The following is a 16157-nucleotide window of genomic DNA, read 5'->3' on the forward strand; positions in this document are numbered from 1 at the left end:
TCGAATAACTTTACGCGAACTCGCCCGCAGTTCCAAATCGAGCGGCTGTGGCCCTGGGCACGTAAACATGACGTTTCGCAGCTAGACCGGTCTATGTGACCTTCATCACTTAAATCGAGCGTCTGGACGCGTGGTCCCCCGAGATCTCGCGATTTCGGATGTTTCGCTCTCGTTTCATAGGACTTGGGCGCCCGGTGGTACAGACCACCTTCCCTACAGTGGAAGGACACGCCGACCCGATCAAAGGAGTAAGACATGGGCGAAACTCGTCTGCCGCTGCTCGCGGAAGCCCCCACCACGTACGAGCCGCTGCTCTCCTGGGTCGAGGAAGTTGCCGAGCTGACCAAGCCCGAGAGCATCCACTGGGTCGACGGCTCCGAGGCGGAGTACCGCCAGCTGACGGACGAGCTCGTCGCCGCCGGAACCCTCACGCCGCTGAACCAGGAGCTCTTCCCGAACTCCTTCGCGGCCTTCTCCGACCCCGCGGACGTGGCCCGCGTCGAGGAGCAGACCTTCATCTGCTCCGAGGACGAGCGCGACGCCGGCTTCACCAACAACTGGATGGATCCGTCCACCATGAAGGAGAAGCTGCGCGGCCTCTTCGAGGGCTCCATGCGTGGCCGGACCATGTACGTCATCCCGTTCGTCATGGGCCACCTCGACGCCGAGGACCCGAAGTTCGGCGTCGAGATCACCGACTCGGCCTACGTCGTCGCCTCGATGCGCATCATGGCCCGCATCGGCACGGAGGTTCTGAACAAGATCGAGTCCACCGAGGCGTTCTTCGTCCCGGCCCTGCACTCGGTCGGCGCCCCGCTCGAGCCAGGCCAGGAGGACGTGGCCTGGCCGTGCAACCCCGAGAAGTGGATCGTGCACTTCCCCGAGGAGCGCTCCATCTGGTCCTTCGGCTCGGGCTACGGCGGCAACGCGCTGCTCGGCAAGAAGTGCTACGCCCTGCGCATCGCCTCGGTCATGGCCCGCGACGAGGGCTGGCTCGCCGAGCACATGCTCATCCTCAAGCTCACGAGCCCCGAGAAGAAGGTCTACAACGTCGCGGCGGCCTTCCCGTCCGCGTGCGGCAAGACCAACCTCGCGCTCCTCGACCCGACGATCGAGGGCTGGAAGGTCGAGACCCTCGGCGACGACATCACCTGGATGCGCTTCGGCAAGGAGGGCGAGCTCCGCGCGATCAACCCCGAGGCGGGCCTGTTCGGCGTCGCCCCCGGCACCGGCTGGGGCACCAACCCGAACGCGATGCGCGCCATCGCCAAGGGCAACAGCATCTTCACGAACGTCGCGCTCACGGATGACGGCGGCGTGTGGTGGGAGGGCATGACCGACGAGGTCCCGGCCCACCTCACCGACTGGCAGGGCAACGACTGGACCCCGGAGTCCGGCCGCCCCGCCGCGCACCCGAACTCACGCTTCTGCACGCCGATCGATCAGATCGACATGCTCGCCAACGAGTACTACGCCCCCGAGGGCGTCGAGATCTCGGCGATCCTGTTCGGCGGCCGGCGCAAGACGACCGTTCCGCTCGTGACGCAGTCCCGCGACTGGGCCAACGGCATCTTCATGGGCGCCACGCTCTCCTCGGAGACGACCGCGGCCGCCGCGGGCGCCGTCGGCGTCGTGCGCCGCGACCCCATGGCGATGCTGCCGTTCATCGGCTACGACGCGGGCGACTACCTCAACCACTGGGTGACCCTCTCCGCGAAGGCGAACCCGGCGCGCCTGCCGAAGATCTTCCTCGTCAACTGGTTCCGCCGGACCCGCGAGGGCGGCTTCGCGTGGCCGGGCTTCGGTGACAACGCCCGTGTGCTCAAGTGGGCCATCGAGCGCATCGAGGGCACCGCCGACGCCGTCGAGACCCCGATCGGCTTCGTGCCGACCCCGGAGAGCCTCGACCTGACGGGCCTCGACATGACCCCTGCCGAGGTCGAGGAGGCCGTCCGCTTCGACCGCGACGAGTGGGTGGCCGAGCTCGCGGGCCTGCAGGACTGGTTCGACCGGTTCGGCGGCTCCCTCCCGGACAGCATCCTGGCCGAGCTCGAGGGGCTCAAGGCGCGCCTCTCGTAGTCCCGGACTGACCGCACGACGGCGGCGCCCCCACCTCGCGTGGGGGCGCCGCCGTCGTCGTGTTCGCCACCTCTCGGACGATTGCCATTAGAGGACGTTGCGTTCTCTAACCAGCGGGCGTACCGTGGCCGCATGGAGGGCAGGGAACCCATCCCCGAGCGCGTCCGCCAGGCCTTCCCGGGGCTCATGCTCGTCATGTTCCTCGGGACCGTGGACCAGACCGCCATGGCCTCGGCCCTGCCGAGCGTCGCGGGGGACCTGGGCGGTCCCGAGCACATGCCGCTCATCTTGGCCGCGTACTTCGTCGCGGCGACGGCGGCCATGCCCGCGGCCGGCTTCCTCGGCGACCGCATGGGCCACCGGAACATGCTGCTCGGTGGGCTCGCGGTTTTCGCGCTCGGCGCGGCGCTGTGCGCGTCCGCCACGGGCGTGCCCCAGCTCTCCGCCTACCGCGCGCTCCAGGGCCTCGGTGGCGGCACGCTCATGATCGGCGCGCAGGCAACGCTCGGCGAGCTCGTGAGCCCCCGCGAGCGCGGGCGGTACCTGGGCCTGCTCGGGATCGCCTTCATGGCGGCGGCGGTCGTCGGGCCCCTCGCCGGGGGAGCCGTCGTGGACTTCGCCTCGTGGCGGTGGGTCTTCCTCGGCTACCTCCCGCTCGTCGCCGCGGCCGGATACGCCGTCCTGATCGGCATCCGCCTTCCGCCGCCCGCTCGGCACGGCGGCCCGCCGCTTCCGCGCGCCCTGTGGTCCGACAGGTCGTTTACGCTCGCGGTCGCTCTGGGCTTCCTGCTCGGCTTCGCGATGTTCTCCGCGGTCGCCTACCTGCCCGCCTACCTGCAGATTGCACTGCGCCTCTCCGCCACCGCCTCCGGCGCCGTGCTCCTGCTCCTCATGGCCGCACTCTTGGCCGCCGCCATCACCTCGGGCTCAATCGTGAGCCGGACCGGCCGCTACCGGGCCTTCCCCGTCCTGGGCACAGCGCTCGCAGCAGCGGGCCAGGGGACGCTCGCGCTGTTCGGCCCCGCCGGGGGAGTGCCGGCCGCGGTCGTGGCCGTCGCCCTGACGGGCCTCGGCGTGGGGCTCACGATGCAGATCGTCGTCGTCGTGGCCCAGAACGCCGCGACCCGCGAGACCCTCGGGGCCGCGACGTCCGCCGTCGCCCTCGTGCGCCAGGTGGGGGCGGCGGCCGGGGTGGTGGGCCTCGGCGCGGTCCTCACGGCCGGGTTCACGTCCCGGCTGCCCGCGGGGGCCGCGCGTGCCCTCGGCGACCGCGCGGGCTCCCTCGACCCGGCGTCCCTCGCGGCCCTGCCGCCCGGGCTCGCGGGAGACGTCTCCGCCGCCTTCGGGGCGGCGATGCCGCCCGTGGCCGCCCTCTCCGCCGTCATGCTCGCTGGCGCATTCGTCCTGACCCTGTTCCTGCCCGAGCGCGAACTGCGCACCGAGGCCTTCGCCGAGGGCCACGGAACGACCCCCGGGGGCCGCCATGCCTGAGCAGCTCGTCCGTCCACTCGCCTCACTCGGCGCCGGCGACCTGCCGCTCGCTGGGGGCAAGGGCGCCAACCTCGGCGAGCTCATGCGGGCGGGGTTCCCCGTCCCGCAGGGCTTCCTCGTGACGACGGCGGCGTACGCCCAGATGGCCGACCGGGCTGGGCTCGCGGCGCTCGTCGAGGAGGCCCTCGGCGCGGGCGCGGCCGGGCAGGGATCCGGCCGGGCCGTGGCGGCGGCATCCCTTGCGGCCTCCCCTGACGGTGCCGGCGCCGCCGCCCGCCTCCGGGAGGCCGTCCGGGCAGCGGGCCTGCCCGAGGACGTGCGCGAGGCCGTGGTGCGCGCGTACGCCGGGCTCGGCGGCGGTCCCGTCGCCGTGCGCTCGAGCGCCACCGCCGAGGACCTCGGCGACGCCGCGTTCGCGGGCCAGCAGGACACCTTCCTCGACGTCGTGGGCGCTGAGGCGGTCCTCGACGCCGTGCTCGCCTGCTGGGCGTCGCTCTGGACGGATCGCGCCGTCGCGTACCGCACCCGGGCCGGCGTCGACCACGCGGAGGTGCGCATCGCCGTCGTCGTCCAGCGGCTCGTCCCGGCCGAGGCGGCGGGCGTGCTGTTCAGCGCGAATCCCGTCACAGGGGAGCGGGGGACGGCCGTCGTGGACGCGGCCGCCGGGCTCGGCGAGGCGGTCGTCTCGGGCCTCGTGACGCCCGAGCACTGGGTCCTCGCGCCGGACGGCCGGGTCCTCGAGCATGCGCCGGGCGACGGCGGCGGCCCCCGGCCGCTCCTCGCACCCGCTCAGCTGGCGGAGCTCGCGCGGCTCGCCCGGCGCGCCGAGGAGCACTTCGGCCGGCCCCAGGACCTCGAGTGGGCCCTCGCCGGCGGGCGCGTGTGGGTCGTCCAGTCCCGCCCGCTCACGGGACTCCCGCCCGAGCCGCCGCGCCTCAACCGCTTCCAGCGCCTCGTCGGCCCCTTCTTCCTCGAGATGTTCCAGGTCCGCCCCTACCCGCTCGACGTCACGGGCTGGCTGCGCCACGGGATCGTGGACATGCTGCAACGTATGGCCGGCAGCGTCGGCGTCGTCTTCCCCGACGAGTCGCGGCTCCTGCGTGAGGAGGACGGCGTCGTTGTCCAGCTCGTGCCCCCGGTGCCGCGGCCCACGCTGCGGACCCTCGCCGCGCCCGCGTCCATCCTGAGGCGCGTGCGCCGCTACGACGCCCGGCACTGGACGGAGGACCCGCGGCTCGCCGCCTTCCTCGCCGAGATCCGCCGGCTCGAGGCCGCCGACCTCCGGGCGCTGCCATGGCGCGGGGTTGTGGGGGCCGCGGAGGACGCGCTCGCCGCGACGTCCCTCGTCGCGGAGCTGCGGGTCTCGTACCTCCCGAGCTCGTTCCTCCCGCAGGCCCCGCTCCGGATCGCACTCGCGGCCCTCGGCCTCCGGCGCCTCGGCCCTGCCCTCGTCGCAGGGGCGCCGACGCGCACGAGTGCGGCCAACGAGGCCCTCTCGGCCCTCGCCCGGCGCGCCGCCGCCGACGGCGAGCTGTCCCAGGCCATCGCCGCCGGCCCGCCGTCGGCCGTCCTCGAGCGGGTGCGCACCGAGCCGCGCTTCGCCGAGTTCCGGCACGCGCTCGAGGAGTTCCTGGCCGAGTTCGGGCACCGCGAGACCGTCAGCGTCGTCGTTGCGAGCGCGCCGACGTGGCGGGACACGCCGGAGACCGTGCTCGGGATCGTGCGCACGCTCCTGGGGGAGGGGCCCAGGCCCGCCGACCAGACGGGCGCGGCGCTCGACGAGCTCCGGGCGCACCCCCTCGTGCGGGCCCTGCCGCCGCTGCGGCGCGCGCTGCTCGAGGGCGTCGAGCGCGCGCGGGCTGGGATGGCCTTCCGCGAGGACTCGCACTTCTGCGCGACCATGGTGCTCCCGCCGCTGCGCGGCGCCCTCCTCGAGCTGGGGCGGCGCCTCACCGAGGCCGGCGTCCTCGACGCGCCCGACGACGTCTGGCACCTAACGTTCGGCGAGCTCGCCGCGGTGACAGACGACGGCGGGACAGACGACGGCGGGGCGCTGCCGGCCTGGGTGCGCGAGGCGTACCGGGCGCTCGTCGCGGCGCGGGCGCAGAAGCGGCGCAGCCTCGAGGGGCTCCCGCTGCTCGAGCCGGCGCTGCTGTTCGCGGGCCGCCGGAGCGTCGACGGGGCCCTCGTGACCGGGACGCCCGCGAGCCGGGGCCGGGCCTCCGGGCCGGCTCGCCTGGTCAGGGGGCCCGAGGAGTTCGGGAGTCTCGCGGCGGGGGAGATCCTCGTGTGCCCCTACACGAACCCGTCCTGGACGCCGCTGTTCCAGCGCGCAGCGGCCGTCGTGGTCGACACGGGTGGGCTCGGCTCGCACGCGGCCATCGTCGCGCGCGAGTACGGGATTCCCGCCGTCATGGGGACGGGGCGGGGGACGGCCGTGCTCCGGGACGGCCAGCGCGTGGTCGTCGACGGCTCGGCGGGCGCGGTGTTCCCGGATGGGGCTGAGCCGGCGGGCGGCGCGGAGCTTGCGGGCGCCGCGACGCCGCCGGGCGCCTCGACGTCCCCGGACGCGGCGCGGTGACCGCCCAGCCAATCGGCGGGCACGCGCCGTCGGCCGCCCCGCCCGACCACCGGAGCCTGCCCCGGCGCCGCGGGGCCGCCCTGCACCGGGCCATCTTCGACGCCGTCCTCGCGATCGTCGCGGAGGAGGGCTACGCGGGGCTGAGCATGGAGGGCATCGCCGCCCGGGCGGGGACCGGGAAGGCGAGCCTCTACCGCCGCTGGGACGGCCTTCCGGCGCTCGTCCTCGATGCAGTCCGCGACGCCATGCCCGGCCCGGGCCGGCTCCCCGACACGGGAAGCATTCGCGGGGACGCGCTCGCCGTCATGACCCTCGCCGCCGAGCAGCTGCGGGGCCCGGTCGGGCTCGCGCTCCGGGGGCTCCTCGGCGAGGCGCTGCGCGACCCCGCGCCGGACCGGCTCGCCGCCCTGAGCCGCGGCAGCGCGCTCGCGATGATGCGCACGATCGCCGAGCGCGCCGCCGCGCGCGGCGAGTGCCCGGCGTCGGCCCTCACTGAGCAGCGGCTCGAGGCCGGCCCAGCGCTCCTGCGCATGCGCTTCCTCCTCGGGCCGGGCCTGCTCGACGCCGAGTTCCTCGAAAGCGTGGTGGACGACGTCGTGCTGCCGCTGCTCACGCGCGAGTGATCCGTCAGGGGTACCCGGCCGCGGCCGGCCGGACTAGCGTGGCCGCATGGCGACCATCGCGCAGAACATCGTCGACACCCTCGCCGCCAACGGGATCCAGCGCGTCTACGGCATCCCGGGCGACTCCCTCAACGGCTTCACCGAGGCCCTCCGCGGGACCCCGAGCATCGACTGGGTCCACGTCCGCCACGAGGAGGCCGCGGCGTTCGCGGCCGCGGCCGAGGCCGCCCTGACCGGCGAGCTCGCGGTGTGCGTGGGCTCGTGCGGGCCCGGCAACCTCCACCTCATCAACGGCCTCTACGATGCGAATCGCTCCCGCGTGCCCGTCCTCGCGCTCGCGGCGCACATCCCGAGCGCCGAGATCGGCTCGACCTACTTCCAGGAGACGCACCCGCAGGAGATCTTCCGCGAGTGCAGCGTCTACGCCGAGCACGTGAGCGACCCCGAGCAGATGCCGCGGATCCTCGAGATCGCGCTCCGCGCCGCCGTCGAGCGGCGCGGAGTCGCCGTCGTCGTGCTCCCGGGCGACGTCGCGCTCGCGCAGGCGGTGTCCGACCGGATCGCGACGGTGCGCCGCGCCCGCCCGCGCATCGTCCCCGACGAGGCCGAGCTCGCCGAGGCCGCCGCGATCCTCAACGGCGCCTCGAAGGTCACGATCCTCGCCGGCGCCGGCACCGAGGGCGCCCACGCCGAGCTCCTGGCCCTCGCGGACGCGCTCGGCGCCCCGATCGTGCACGCGCTGCGCGGCAAGGAGCACGTCGAGTACGACAACCCGTTCGACGTCGGCATGACCGGCCTGCTCGGCTTCAGCTCCGGCTACCGCGCCATGGAGGGCTGCGACGCGCTGCTCATGCTCGGCACCGACTACCCGTACCGGCAGTTCTATCCCGAGAAGGCCAAGATCGTGCAGGTCGACGTGCGCGGCGAGCAGCTCGGCCGGCGGGTGCCGCTCGACCTCGGCCTCGTCGGGGACGTGCGCACGACGGCGGCCGCCCTCCTCCCGCTCCTGGAGCGCAAGCGCCGCCGCTCGCACCTCGAGTCCGCGCTCAAGCACTATGCCAAGGCGCGGGCCAGGCTCGACGACCTCGCGACCCCGACCCCGGCAGGCGAGCCGCTGCACCCGCAGTACGTCGCGCGGGTCCTCGACGGGCTCGCCGCCGAGGACGCGGTGTTCACGGCCGACGTCGGGTCCCCGGTCGTGTGGGCCGCGCGCTACCTCACGATGAACGGGAGGCGACGGCTCATCGGCTCGTTCAACCACGGGACCATGGCCAACGCGCTCCCGCACGGCATCGGCGCCCAGGCGGCGTTCCCCGGCCGGCAGGTCGTCTCGCTCTCGGGCGACGGCGGCCTCGCGATGCTGCTCGGCGAGCTGCTCACGCTCACGCAGAACCGGCTGCCGGTCAAGGTGATCGTGTTCAACAACTCGTCATTGAACTTCGTCGAGCTCGAGATGAAGTCCGCGGGGTTTGTCAACTATGCCACCGGCCTCGAGAACCCCGACTTCGCGGCGCTCGCGGAGGCCATCGGGATCAGGGGCGTGCGGATCGAGGACTCGGCGTTGCTCGAGGCCGGGCTCAAGGAGGCGTTCGCGCACGACGGGCCGGCGCTCGTCGACGTCGTGACCGCCCGGCAGGAGCTCGCCATCCCGCCGGCCATCACGCTCGAGCAGACCAGGGGCTTCACGCTCTACGCCCTGCGGACCGTCCTCTCGGGGAGGGGCGACGAGCTGCTCAACCTCGCGAAGACCAACTGGAGGCAGCTCTTCTGAGGCCCGCACCCACCGTTGCGGGGTCACCTCCCAGCGTTCCGGGGTCACCTCTCAACGTTGCGGGGTCACGTCCCAACGTTGCGGGGTCACGTTCCTGTGTTGCGGGGTCGGCCGCGTACCGCCCGAGGTGACCAGGAGCGGGGGGAGCCGTGGGACGCGTCAGTCCGCGACGGCGTCGAACGCCTCGCGGGCCTCGAGGATGCGCCCGGCATGGGACTCCGCCCATTCGCGGACTGCGTCGAGGGGCACGAGGAGGCTCTCTCCCAGCGGGGTCAGGCGGTACTCGACGCGGACCGGGACCTCGGCGTAGACGGATCGGGCCACGATCCCGTCGCGCTCGAGGGAGCGCAGAGACTGCGTGAGGACCTTGGGCGTGACGCCCTCGACCGCGGAGCGCACAGCGGAGAAGCGGCGCGGGCCGTCCTTGAGCGCCTGGACGATGAGCGGGGTCCACTTGTCCCCGATGCGCTGCAGGACCACGCGCGAGGGGCAGTCCGCGCTCATGACGTCGAAGGGCCTGGTTTCCATCTGGTAACTATAGAACGTTGAAGTACTTGGTATCAATTGGATACTGTTGCCGGGCAACTGCTTGACCCTTCAACTTAGGAGCCCGCATGAAGATCGCCATCTATGGAGCCACCGGCATGATCGGCAGCCAGATCGCAGCCGAGGCCGTCCGCCGTGGTCACGAGGTGACCGCCCTGAGCCGGAGCGGCGCCGCCGTCGAGGGGGCCGCGGCCCGCGCCGCAGACCTTGCCGACGTCGAAGCGTACCGTTCCGTCGCGGAGGCGCACGACGTCGTCGTGCTCGCGACGGTGCCGGACCGCACCGGCGGTTCGCGCGAGCCCTTCGTCGAGGCGCACCGGGCGATCGGGCAGGTCCCGAGCCAAGCGCGCGTCTACATGGTGGGCGGCTTCGGCGGCCTCAAGAACGCCGACGGTGTGCAGATCAAGGATGCCCCGGGCTTCCCGGCCGAGTACAAGGGCGAGTCGGACGCCGTCTTCGCCGCCTACGAGGCGCTCCGTGACGCGGGCGTCGAGGTGACCGTCCACGCGCCTGCCGCGGTCATCGCGCCGGGCGAGCGCACCGGCGCCTACACGACCGCCGTCGGGGTCCCCGCAGCAGGGCACTCGATCTCGAGCCAGGACTACGCCGTCGCCGCCCTCGACGAGCTCGAGCAGCCGCAGTTCCGCGGCCAGTGGTTCACGGCCGCCAACTGACCCCGCATCGTTGGGAGGTGACCCTGCATCGTTGGGAGGTGACCCCGCAACGCAGGGAGGTGACCCCGCAACGGTGATGCGGCAGGGGCCGCCCCCGGGACCCCCCATATGGTCCCGGAGGCGGCCCCCCTTCGTTCCCCCGAAGCCCCCGATTGCCCCCCGGCCGGGGTCTAATCCAGCATTGCACGCGCTGAATTGGACCCCAGTCTTCTGCGCGGCGTAGAGAAAGGCAAACTGAGGCAGCAGGCTCAGGCCGGCGGCCGCAGGCCGAGCTGGAGGAGTATGGGCTGCATCTGCCGCTCGTGCGGGAGTGTGGCGATGACGACGTCGTCCAAGGCGGTGTAGAAGGCCTCGCGGGCGCGGCGCAGCGCGCCGCGGAGCCCGCACTCGGTGTTGAGCGGGCAGTGGCCGGTCGGGGACTCGCATTCGACGAGGTCCTCGCGGGTATCGAGCGCCCGCAGGACGCTGCCGACCGTCGCCTGGCGCCCTGCCGCGCTGAGCCGGACCCCGCCCGAACGCCCCCGCGTCGCCTCGATGAAGCCGAGCTCCCTGAGCCGGAGCACGGCCTTGCTCACATGGTTGTACGGCGTCCCGATCCCGTCGGCGATCGCCCGCGTGGCGAGCGGCTGCCGGTGATCGAGGGCGCCCAGCAGCATGAGGGCGCGCAGGCTCACGTCCTCGAAGGCTGTCATGCGCATGGCGAAAAGTGTACGCGCTTACGCCGCGGTCGCGGGGGCTAGTCCCCCGGCCGCCTCGTGCAGGAGCCGCACGACGAGCTGCACGCCGGGGCTCGCGGACATCGTCCGGCGGTAGGCGGCCGAGACGAGCCGCCGGGGGCGTTCGCCCGCGAGCGGCCTCGCGACCACGCCCGGGGGCAGCTCGGGCCGGCCGAGGCGCGGCACGAGGGCGAGCGCCGCGCCGTCGGCCGCGAGCGCGACGTGGGTGGCGAAGTCCGGGTCGGTGAAGCCGATGCGCGGCAGGGTGCCCTCGGTGCTGAAGAGCCGCATGAGCGCCTCGTGGCAGATCGCCCCCCGCGGGGTCGAGCACCAGGTCTCGTCGAGCAGGTCCCGGCGCTCGAGCTCGCGCCGCGCCGCGAGCGGGTGGCCGGCGGGGAGCACGACGTCGGCCTCGTCCTCGCACAGAGGCTCGAGCGCGACGTGGGCGGGGACCTCGAGCGCCACCGAGTTCCAGTTGTGCACGACGGCGACGTCCGCGTCGCCGTGCGCTAGGAGCCGGACGGCGTCGGCCGGGTCGACGCTCGTGATTTCGAGGCGCAGTCCCGGAGCCTCCTCGGCCGCCCGCCGGGCGACGGGCCCGAAGAAGGCACGGGTCGCCGTCGAGAAGGATGCGACGGCGAGAGTCCCCTGCGGCGAGTCGTCGGCGGCGAGCATCGCTTCGACCCGCTCGAGGTCGGCGAGGAGCCGGACGCCCCGCTCGACGAGGGCGCGCCCCCGCTCGGTCAGCAGGACGCCGCGGCCGGCGCGCTCGAGCAGGGCGGCGCGGGACTGGCGCTCGAGCTTCTTGATCTGCTGCGACACGGCGCTCGGGCTGAAGCCGAGGGACTCTGCGGCGGCGACGACCGAGCCGTGACGCTCGACGGCGACGAGGGAGCGCAGCGCCTGGAGGTCGATCATGAAGAGATTGTAGATGGTGACATGCACGAATGTGTGCTGGTGCTTCATGGTGTGGGACGTGAGGATGGAGGGGTGAAGCAACAGCACAGTGCCCTCGCCGCCCTCGTCGCCGTCCTCTGGGGCGTCAACTTCGTCGCCATCGAGCTCGGGCTGCGGGACGTCCCGCCGCTGGTCTTCGTGGCCCTGCGCTTCGCGCTCGTCGCCGTGCCCGCGGTGTTCTTCGTGCCGCGACCGCAGGTCCCGTGGCGCGTCCTCATGGGAGTCGGGGTGTTCATGAGCGCCGGCCAGTTCGGGCTCGTCTACGTCGCGCTGCACCTCGGGATGCCCGCGGGCCTCGCCCCGCTCGTGCTCCAGAGCCAGATGGTCTTCACGATCCTGCTCGCCGCCGCGGTGCTGCGGGAGCGGCCGACGGCGGCGCAGCTCGCCGGGATGGGCGCGGGCGTCGCGGGGCTCGTCCTCGTGGGTCTCGGCCGCGGGGCGGTGGCCCCGCTCGGCCCCGTGCTGCTCGTGGTCCTGGCCGGGCTGTCCTGGGGGATCGGCAACACCGTGGCCCGTGCGGCCAAGGGGGCCTCGGGGCTCGGGATCGTCGTGTGGTCCGCCCTCGTGGTCCCGGTCCCGATGCTGGGGCTCGCCGTCGCCGTCGACGGCCCAACCGTGGCCCTCGGCGCGCTCGCGCAGCTGTCCTGGCAGGCGTGGGCCGCGACGCTCTTCACGGTCGTGCTCGCGTCCCTCGTCGGCTATTCGGCCTGGAACACGCTGCTCGGGAAGTACCCGTCCGCCGCCGTCGTGCCCTACACGCTGCTCGTCCCGCCCGTGGGCATGCTCGCGGCGTGGCTCGTCTTCGGCGAGGTGCCCGAGCCGCTCGAGCTCGCGGGAGGGGCGCTGCTCCTCGGCGGGGTCGCGACGACCCTGCTCAGGCCGCGGCGGCGTCCCGGCATGGACCGCCCCGCGGATGCCGCGCCGAAGGGGCCCCGCGAGGCGGCAGTCCGCCGGTGACCCGGCCGGGCCGGCTCAGGCGGTGAAGACCGCCGGCTCGTGGCCGTCGGGCTCGAGCGGGCTGAAGACGTAGCCCTCGGCCGTGACGGTGTACGGGACGACGGCGGCCATGAGCCCGCCGTCGCGATGCTCGGCCGCGGCATGGATGCCATCGGAGCCGCCGGCGCCGTGCTCGGGCAGGGCGACGTCGGAGGCGAAGGCGACCGCCTGGTACCCGTCGCGGCCCTGCCGCAGGAGCTCGATGACGTCGGCCATCATCGACTCGGCGTCGAGCTCGCCCTCCGCGTCCGGCTCCGGCGGGGTGACGAGCACGAGCCGCAGCTCGCCGTCGTCCGCGAGGGTCACGCCGAAGGGGAGGAACCCGCCATTCTGCTCGAGGTGCTCCTGCGCGATGCCGAGGGCCGTGCCGAGGACCTCGCGCAGCTGCGCGGACTGGTCGGCGGCAGCGCTCATGCGCGCACGATCGCGAGCACGTTGTCGCGCAGCGACTCGAGGGTCTCGCGGTCCTTGGCCTCACCGTTGAACCGCAGGTACGGCTCGGTGTTCGAGGGGCGCAGGTTGAACCACCATGTGCCGTCGGCGGCGGAGAAGGTCGTCCCGTCGAGGTCGTCGACCGCAACGTCCTCGCCCGCGTACGCCTCGCGCACGCGAGCGACCGCGGCGGCCTTGTCCTCGATCTCGGAGTTGATCTCGCCCGAGGAGACGTAGGGCTCGTACTCGGCCCCGAGCTCGGACAGCGGCAGCTCCTGGCCGCCGAGGGCCGCGAGGACGTGCATCGCCGCGAGCATGCCCGTGTCCGCGTTCCAGAAGTCGCGGAAGTAGTAGTGCGCCGAGTGCTCGCCGCCGAACACCGCGCCCTCCTCGGCCATGACGGCCTTGATGAAGGAGTGGCCCACACGCGTGCGCACGGGCCGGCCGCCGTCGTGCTCGACGAGCTCGGGCACGGCGCGCGAGGTGATGAGGTTGTGGATGATGACCGGCTCGGCCTCGCCCGCGGCCTTGGCCCGGGCGATCTCGCGGCGCGCGACGAGGGCCGTGATGGCCGACGGCGAGACGGGCTCGCCCTTCTCGTCAATGACGAAGCAGCGGTCGGCGTCGCCGTCGAACGCGAGGCCGATGTCGGCGCCGTGGCGCACGACGGCGGCCTGCAGGTCGCGCAGGTTCTCCGGCTCGAGCGGGTTGGCCGGGTGGTTCGGGAACGTGCCGTCGAGCTCGAAGTAGAGCGGGACGATGTCCAGCGGCAGGGCCGGCAGGAGCTGGTCGCCGAGCACCGCGGGGGTCGTGAGGCCGGCCATGCCGTTGCCGGCGTCGACTACGACCTTGAGCGGGCGGATGCCGGAGAGGTCCACGAGGCCGCGGAGGTGTGCGGCGTAGTCGGCGAGCACGTCCCGCACGGCGATCGGGCCGGGCTCGTCGACCGGCTCGATCACGCCGGCGGTGAGGTAGGCCTCGGCGGCGGCGCGGACCTCGGCGAGCCCGGTCTCGGAGGAGACAGGCAGGGCGCCGGCCTTGGCCATCTTGATGCCGTTGTACTGGGCCGGGTTGTGGCTCGCCGTGAACGTCGCGCCCGCCGCGCCGAGGGCGCCGCAGGCGTAGTAGAGCTCGTCGGTGGAGATGAGGCCGAGGGTCTCGACCTTGCCGCCGCGAGCCGCCGCGCCCTTGGCGAACGCGGAGATGAACTCGGGGGAGGAAGGGCGCATGTCGCCGCCCACGAGGACCGTCTTCCCCGCCAGGCCCAGGACGTCCACGAAGGCCGCGCCGACGGCCTCGACGATGGTCGCGTCGATCGTCTCGCCGACGATCCCGCGCACATCGTAGGCCTTGAAGGACGCGGAGAGGTCGGTCACGGGCGCCTTGCCGGCGGGCGTGCTGAGAGGGCTGCTCACGTTGGTCACGGGCTCGATTCTACTGTTGGGGGAAGCGCACGACGGCGCGTCCCCCACTCGAGTGGGGGACGCGCCGTCGTGCGCTTCGGCGGCAGTGGCGTCAGTACGCCTTGACGCGCTGTTCGACGACGAGGTGGATGAGGGCGAAGACGCCGTCCTCGTCGATCGCCTTGAGCGCGGCGTCGAGGGCCGCGGGGATGTCCTTGTCCTTCTCGACCTTGATGCCGAAGCCGCCGAAGGCCTGGGCCATGAGGGCGAAGTCGGGGTTCTTCAGCTGGGTGCCGGAGATCCGCTCGGGGTAGTGCCGCTCCTGGTGCGTGCGGATCGTGCCGTACTCCTGGTTGTCCATGACGATCACGAGCGGGGTCGCGCCGTACTGGGCGGCGGTGGCGAGCTCCTGGCCGTTCATGAGGAACTCGCCGTCGCCGGCGATCGTCACGACGCGCCGGCCAGGGTAGGCCAGCGAGGCCGCGATCGCGGACGGGACGGAGTAGCCCATGGAGCCGTTGCGGGCCGAGATCATCGAGGCGTAGCGCTGGGTGGGGAAGTAGCGGTGGGCCCAGTTGGTGTGCTCGCCGGCGCCGAGGGTGACCATGGCGTCCTCGGGCAGGTTCGCGCAGAGGTTGGCCATGAGGGTGTCCATGCGGGCCGGGCCGTCCGTGGGCTCGGCCGGGGGGAGGGCGGAGAACTTCTCCTGCTCGATGCGCATGCGCTCGGTCCAGGCCTTCCACTCCTCGCGGACGGGAAGGTTCATCATGACGAGGTCGCGCACGAACACGTCCGGCTTGGCCACGATCTGGTAGGAGACCGGGCCGGAGCGGCCGCGCAGGGACGGGTCGATCGTGACGAGGAAGTTCTTCGTGTTCCAGTCCTGCCGGCAGACGAACCCGTCGGTGATCACATCCCCGGGGACGGTGCCGACGAAGACGAGCAGGTCGGTCTCCTCGAAGAGGTCGTAGGTGGGCTTGGGCCGGCCGTAGCCGATGGGCCCGACGTAGGAGGGCGAGTCGAAGGGGATGGTGCCCTCGCAGCGCCACTCGGCCGCGGCGGGGATGCTGTGGTCCTCGAGCCAGTTGGTCAGGGCGGTGGCGCCCTCCTGGGTCCAGTCGTTGCCGCCGACGACGAACAGCGGCTTCTCGGCCTCGGACAGGGCGGACTTGAGCGTCTTCCAGTCGGTGACGGTCATGCCGCCGTTCGCGACCGGGATGGCCGGGTGGATCGCGGGGTCGATCTGCTGGCGGATGACGTCCTCGGGCAGGCCGACGACGACCGGGCCGGGGCGGCCGGACATCGCGGCGAACATGGCCTCGGCGACGAGTTCGGAGGCGCGCTCGGCGTGGTCCAGGACCATCACGCGCTTGGCGCCGGTGTCGAACCAGGACTTGATGTCGAACTCCTGGAAGGCCTCGCGGTCGCGGTGCGCGAACGGGATCAGGCCCACGAACAGGACCATCGGGGTCGAGTCCTGCCACGCGGTGTGCAGGCCCACGTGCGCGTTCGCCGCGCCCGGGCCGCGGGTGACCATGGCGATGCCGGGGAGCTGGTTCATCTTCCCGTCGGCCTCGGCCATGTAGGCCGCACCGCCCTCGTGCCGGCACACCACCGTCTCGATCTCGGACTCGTGCAGGCCGTCGAGCACATCGAGGAACGACTCGCCGGGGACGACGTAGGTCCGGGTGACACCGTGCGCGATGAGGGAATCGACGATCACGTGTCCCGCGGACTTCGTCGTGGGGGCCGCCTCCGGGGCGGCCAGCTCGGCCGTGCCGTTTGCGGGCAGGCTGGAGTCTGCAGGCAGGCTGGAATCGGACAGGAGCGGCGCCGTTGCCGTCATGGGAGTGTCATCCTTCTCTTTGGCACTGAGATTTCATCCACC

At 73.0% G+C, this 16157-nt stretch carries 13 protein-coding genes; 7 read left to right on the plus strand and 6 right to left on the minus strand.

Features of this window, described 5'->3' with window-relative positions:
• Positions 1–255: 255 nt before the first annotated feature.
• The 5 genes from ACUYMY_RS03395 (at position 256) to poxB (ending at position 8545) form a co-directional block, all read left to right on the plus strand.
• Entirely contained in the window at positions 256–2079 is a 1824-nt protein-coding gene (locus ACUYMY_RS03395) for a phosphoenolpyruvate carboxykinase (GTP) (protein ID WP_481702231.1), read from the plus strand.
• Between the two features lie 132 nt (positions 2080–2211).
• The gene (locus tag ACUYMY_RS03400) at positions 2212–3570 is read left to right on the plus strand and encodes an MFS transporter (protein ID WP_481702232.1); all 1359 of its coding nucleotides are present in this window, start codon (positions 2212–2214) and stop codon (positions 3568–3570) included.
• Positions 3563–6151, plus strand: coding sequence for a PEP/pyruvate-binding domain-containing protein (locus ACUYMY_RS03405; protein ID WP_481702233.1), 2589 nt, complete (start codon positions 3563–3565; stop codon positions 6149–6151). The genes ACUYMY_RS03400 and ACUYMY_RS03405 overlap by 8 nt, the downstream gene beginning before the upstream one ends.
• Positions 6148–6774 carry a TetR/AcrR family transcriptional regulator gene (locus tag ACUYMY_RS03410; RefSeq protein WP_481702234.1) on the plus strand — a complete coding sequence of 209 codons (627 nt, stop codon included), beginning with the start codon at positions 6148–6150 and terminating at the stop codon, positions 6772–6774. Before ACUYMY_RS03405 ends, ACUYMY_RS03410 begins: the two co-directional genes overlap by 4 nt.
• A gap of 46 nt (positions 6775–6820) precedes the next feature.
• Positions 6821–8545: a ubiquinone-dependent pyruvate dehydrogenase gene (gene poxB, locus ACUYMY_RS03415; protein ID WP_481702235.1), complete on the plus strand. Its 1725-nt coding sequence runs from the start codon at positions 6821–6823 to the stop codon at positions 8543–8545.
• A gap of 159 nt (positions 8546–8704) precedes the next feature.
• On the opposite strand, the gene ACUYMY_RS03420 is transcribed toward poxB, so the two are convergent.
• Positions 8705–9073, minus strand: coding sequence for a winged helix-turn-helix transcriptional regulator (locus ACUYMY_RS03420; protein WP_481702236.1), 369 nt, complete (start codon positions 9071–9073; stop codon positions 8705–8707).
• A gap of 86 nt (positions 9074–9159) precedes the next feature.
• Between ACUYMY_RS03420 and ACUYMY_RS03425 the strand changes: the two genes are divergently transcribed.
• Positions 9160–9765 (plus strand): NAD(P)-dependent oxidoreductase, encoded by a 606-nt coding sequence (locus tag ACUYMY_RS03425; protein ID WP_481702237.1) that lies wholly within the window; start codon positions 9160–9162, stop codon positions 9763–9765.
• A gap of 248 nt (positions 9766–10013) precedes the next feature.
• On the opposite strand, the gene ACUYMY_RS03430 is transcribed toward ACUYMY_RS03425, so the two are convergent.
• Positions 10014–10463 carry an RrF2 family transcriptional regulator gene (locus ACUYMY_RS03430; protein WP_481702238.1) on the minus strand — a complete coding sequence of 150 codons (450 nt, stop codon included), beginning with the start codon at positions 10461–10463 and terminating at the stop codon, positions 10014–10016.
• A gap of 18 nt (positions 10464–10481) precedes the next feature.
• The gene (locus ACUYMY_RS03435; protein WP_481702239.1) at positions 10482–11399 is read right to left on the minus strand and encodes a LysR family transcriptional regulator; all 918 of its coding nucleotides are present in this window, start codon (positions 11397–11399) and stop codon (positions 10482–10484) included.
• A 72-nt stretch (positions 11400–11471) separates the two neighbouring features.
• On the opposite strand from ACUYMY_RS03435, the gene ACUYMY_RS03440 reads away from it, so the two are divergent.
• Entirely contained in the window at positions 11472–12395 is a 924-nt protein-coding gene (locus tag ACUYMY_RS03440; RefSeq protein WP_481702240.1) for an EamA family transporter, read from the plus strand.
• 15 nt (positions 12396–12410) lie between these two features.
• On the opposite strand, the gene ACUYMY_RS03445 is transcribed toward ACUYMY_RS03440, so the two are convergent.
• The 3 genes from ACUYMY_RS03445 to ACUYMY_RS03455 all read right to left on the minus strand — a co-directional run bounded on the left by ACUYMY_RS03445 (position 12411) and on the right by ACUYMY_RS03455 (position 16115).
• Entirely contained in the window at positions 12411–12848 is a 438-nt protein-coding gene (locus tag ACUYMY_RS03445) for a hypothetical protein (RefSeq protein WP_481702241.1), read from the minus strand.
• A complete protein-coding gene (locus ACUYMY_RS03450; RefSeq protein WP_481702242.1) occupies positions 12845–14290 on the minus strand; it encodes a phosphomannomutase/phosphoglucomutase in 1446 nt (481 codons plus the stop codon). The genes ACUYMY_RS03445 and ACUYMY_RS03450 overlap by 4 nt, the downstream gene beginning before the upstream one ends.
• Positions 14291–14381: 91 nt before the next feature.
• On the minus strand, positions 14382–16115 hold the full coding sequence (locus tag ACUYMY_RS03455) for a thiamine pyrophosphate-dependent enzyme (protein WP_481702243.1): 1734 nt from the start codon (positions 16113–16115) through the stop codon (positions 14382–14384).
• Between the last annotated feature and the right edge of the window lie 42 nt (positions 16116–16157).

The sequence above is a fragment of the Sinomonas sp. T428B genome (assembly GCF_056780155.1).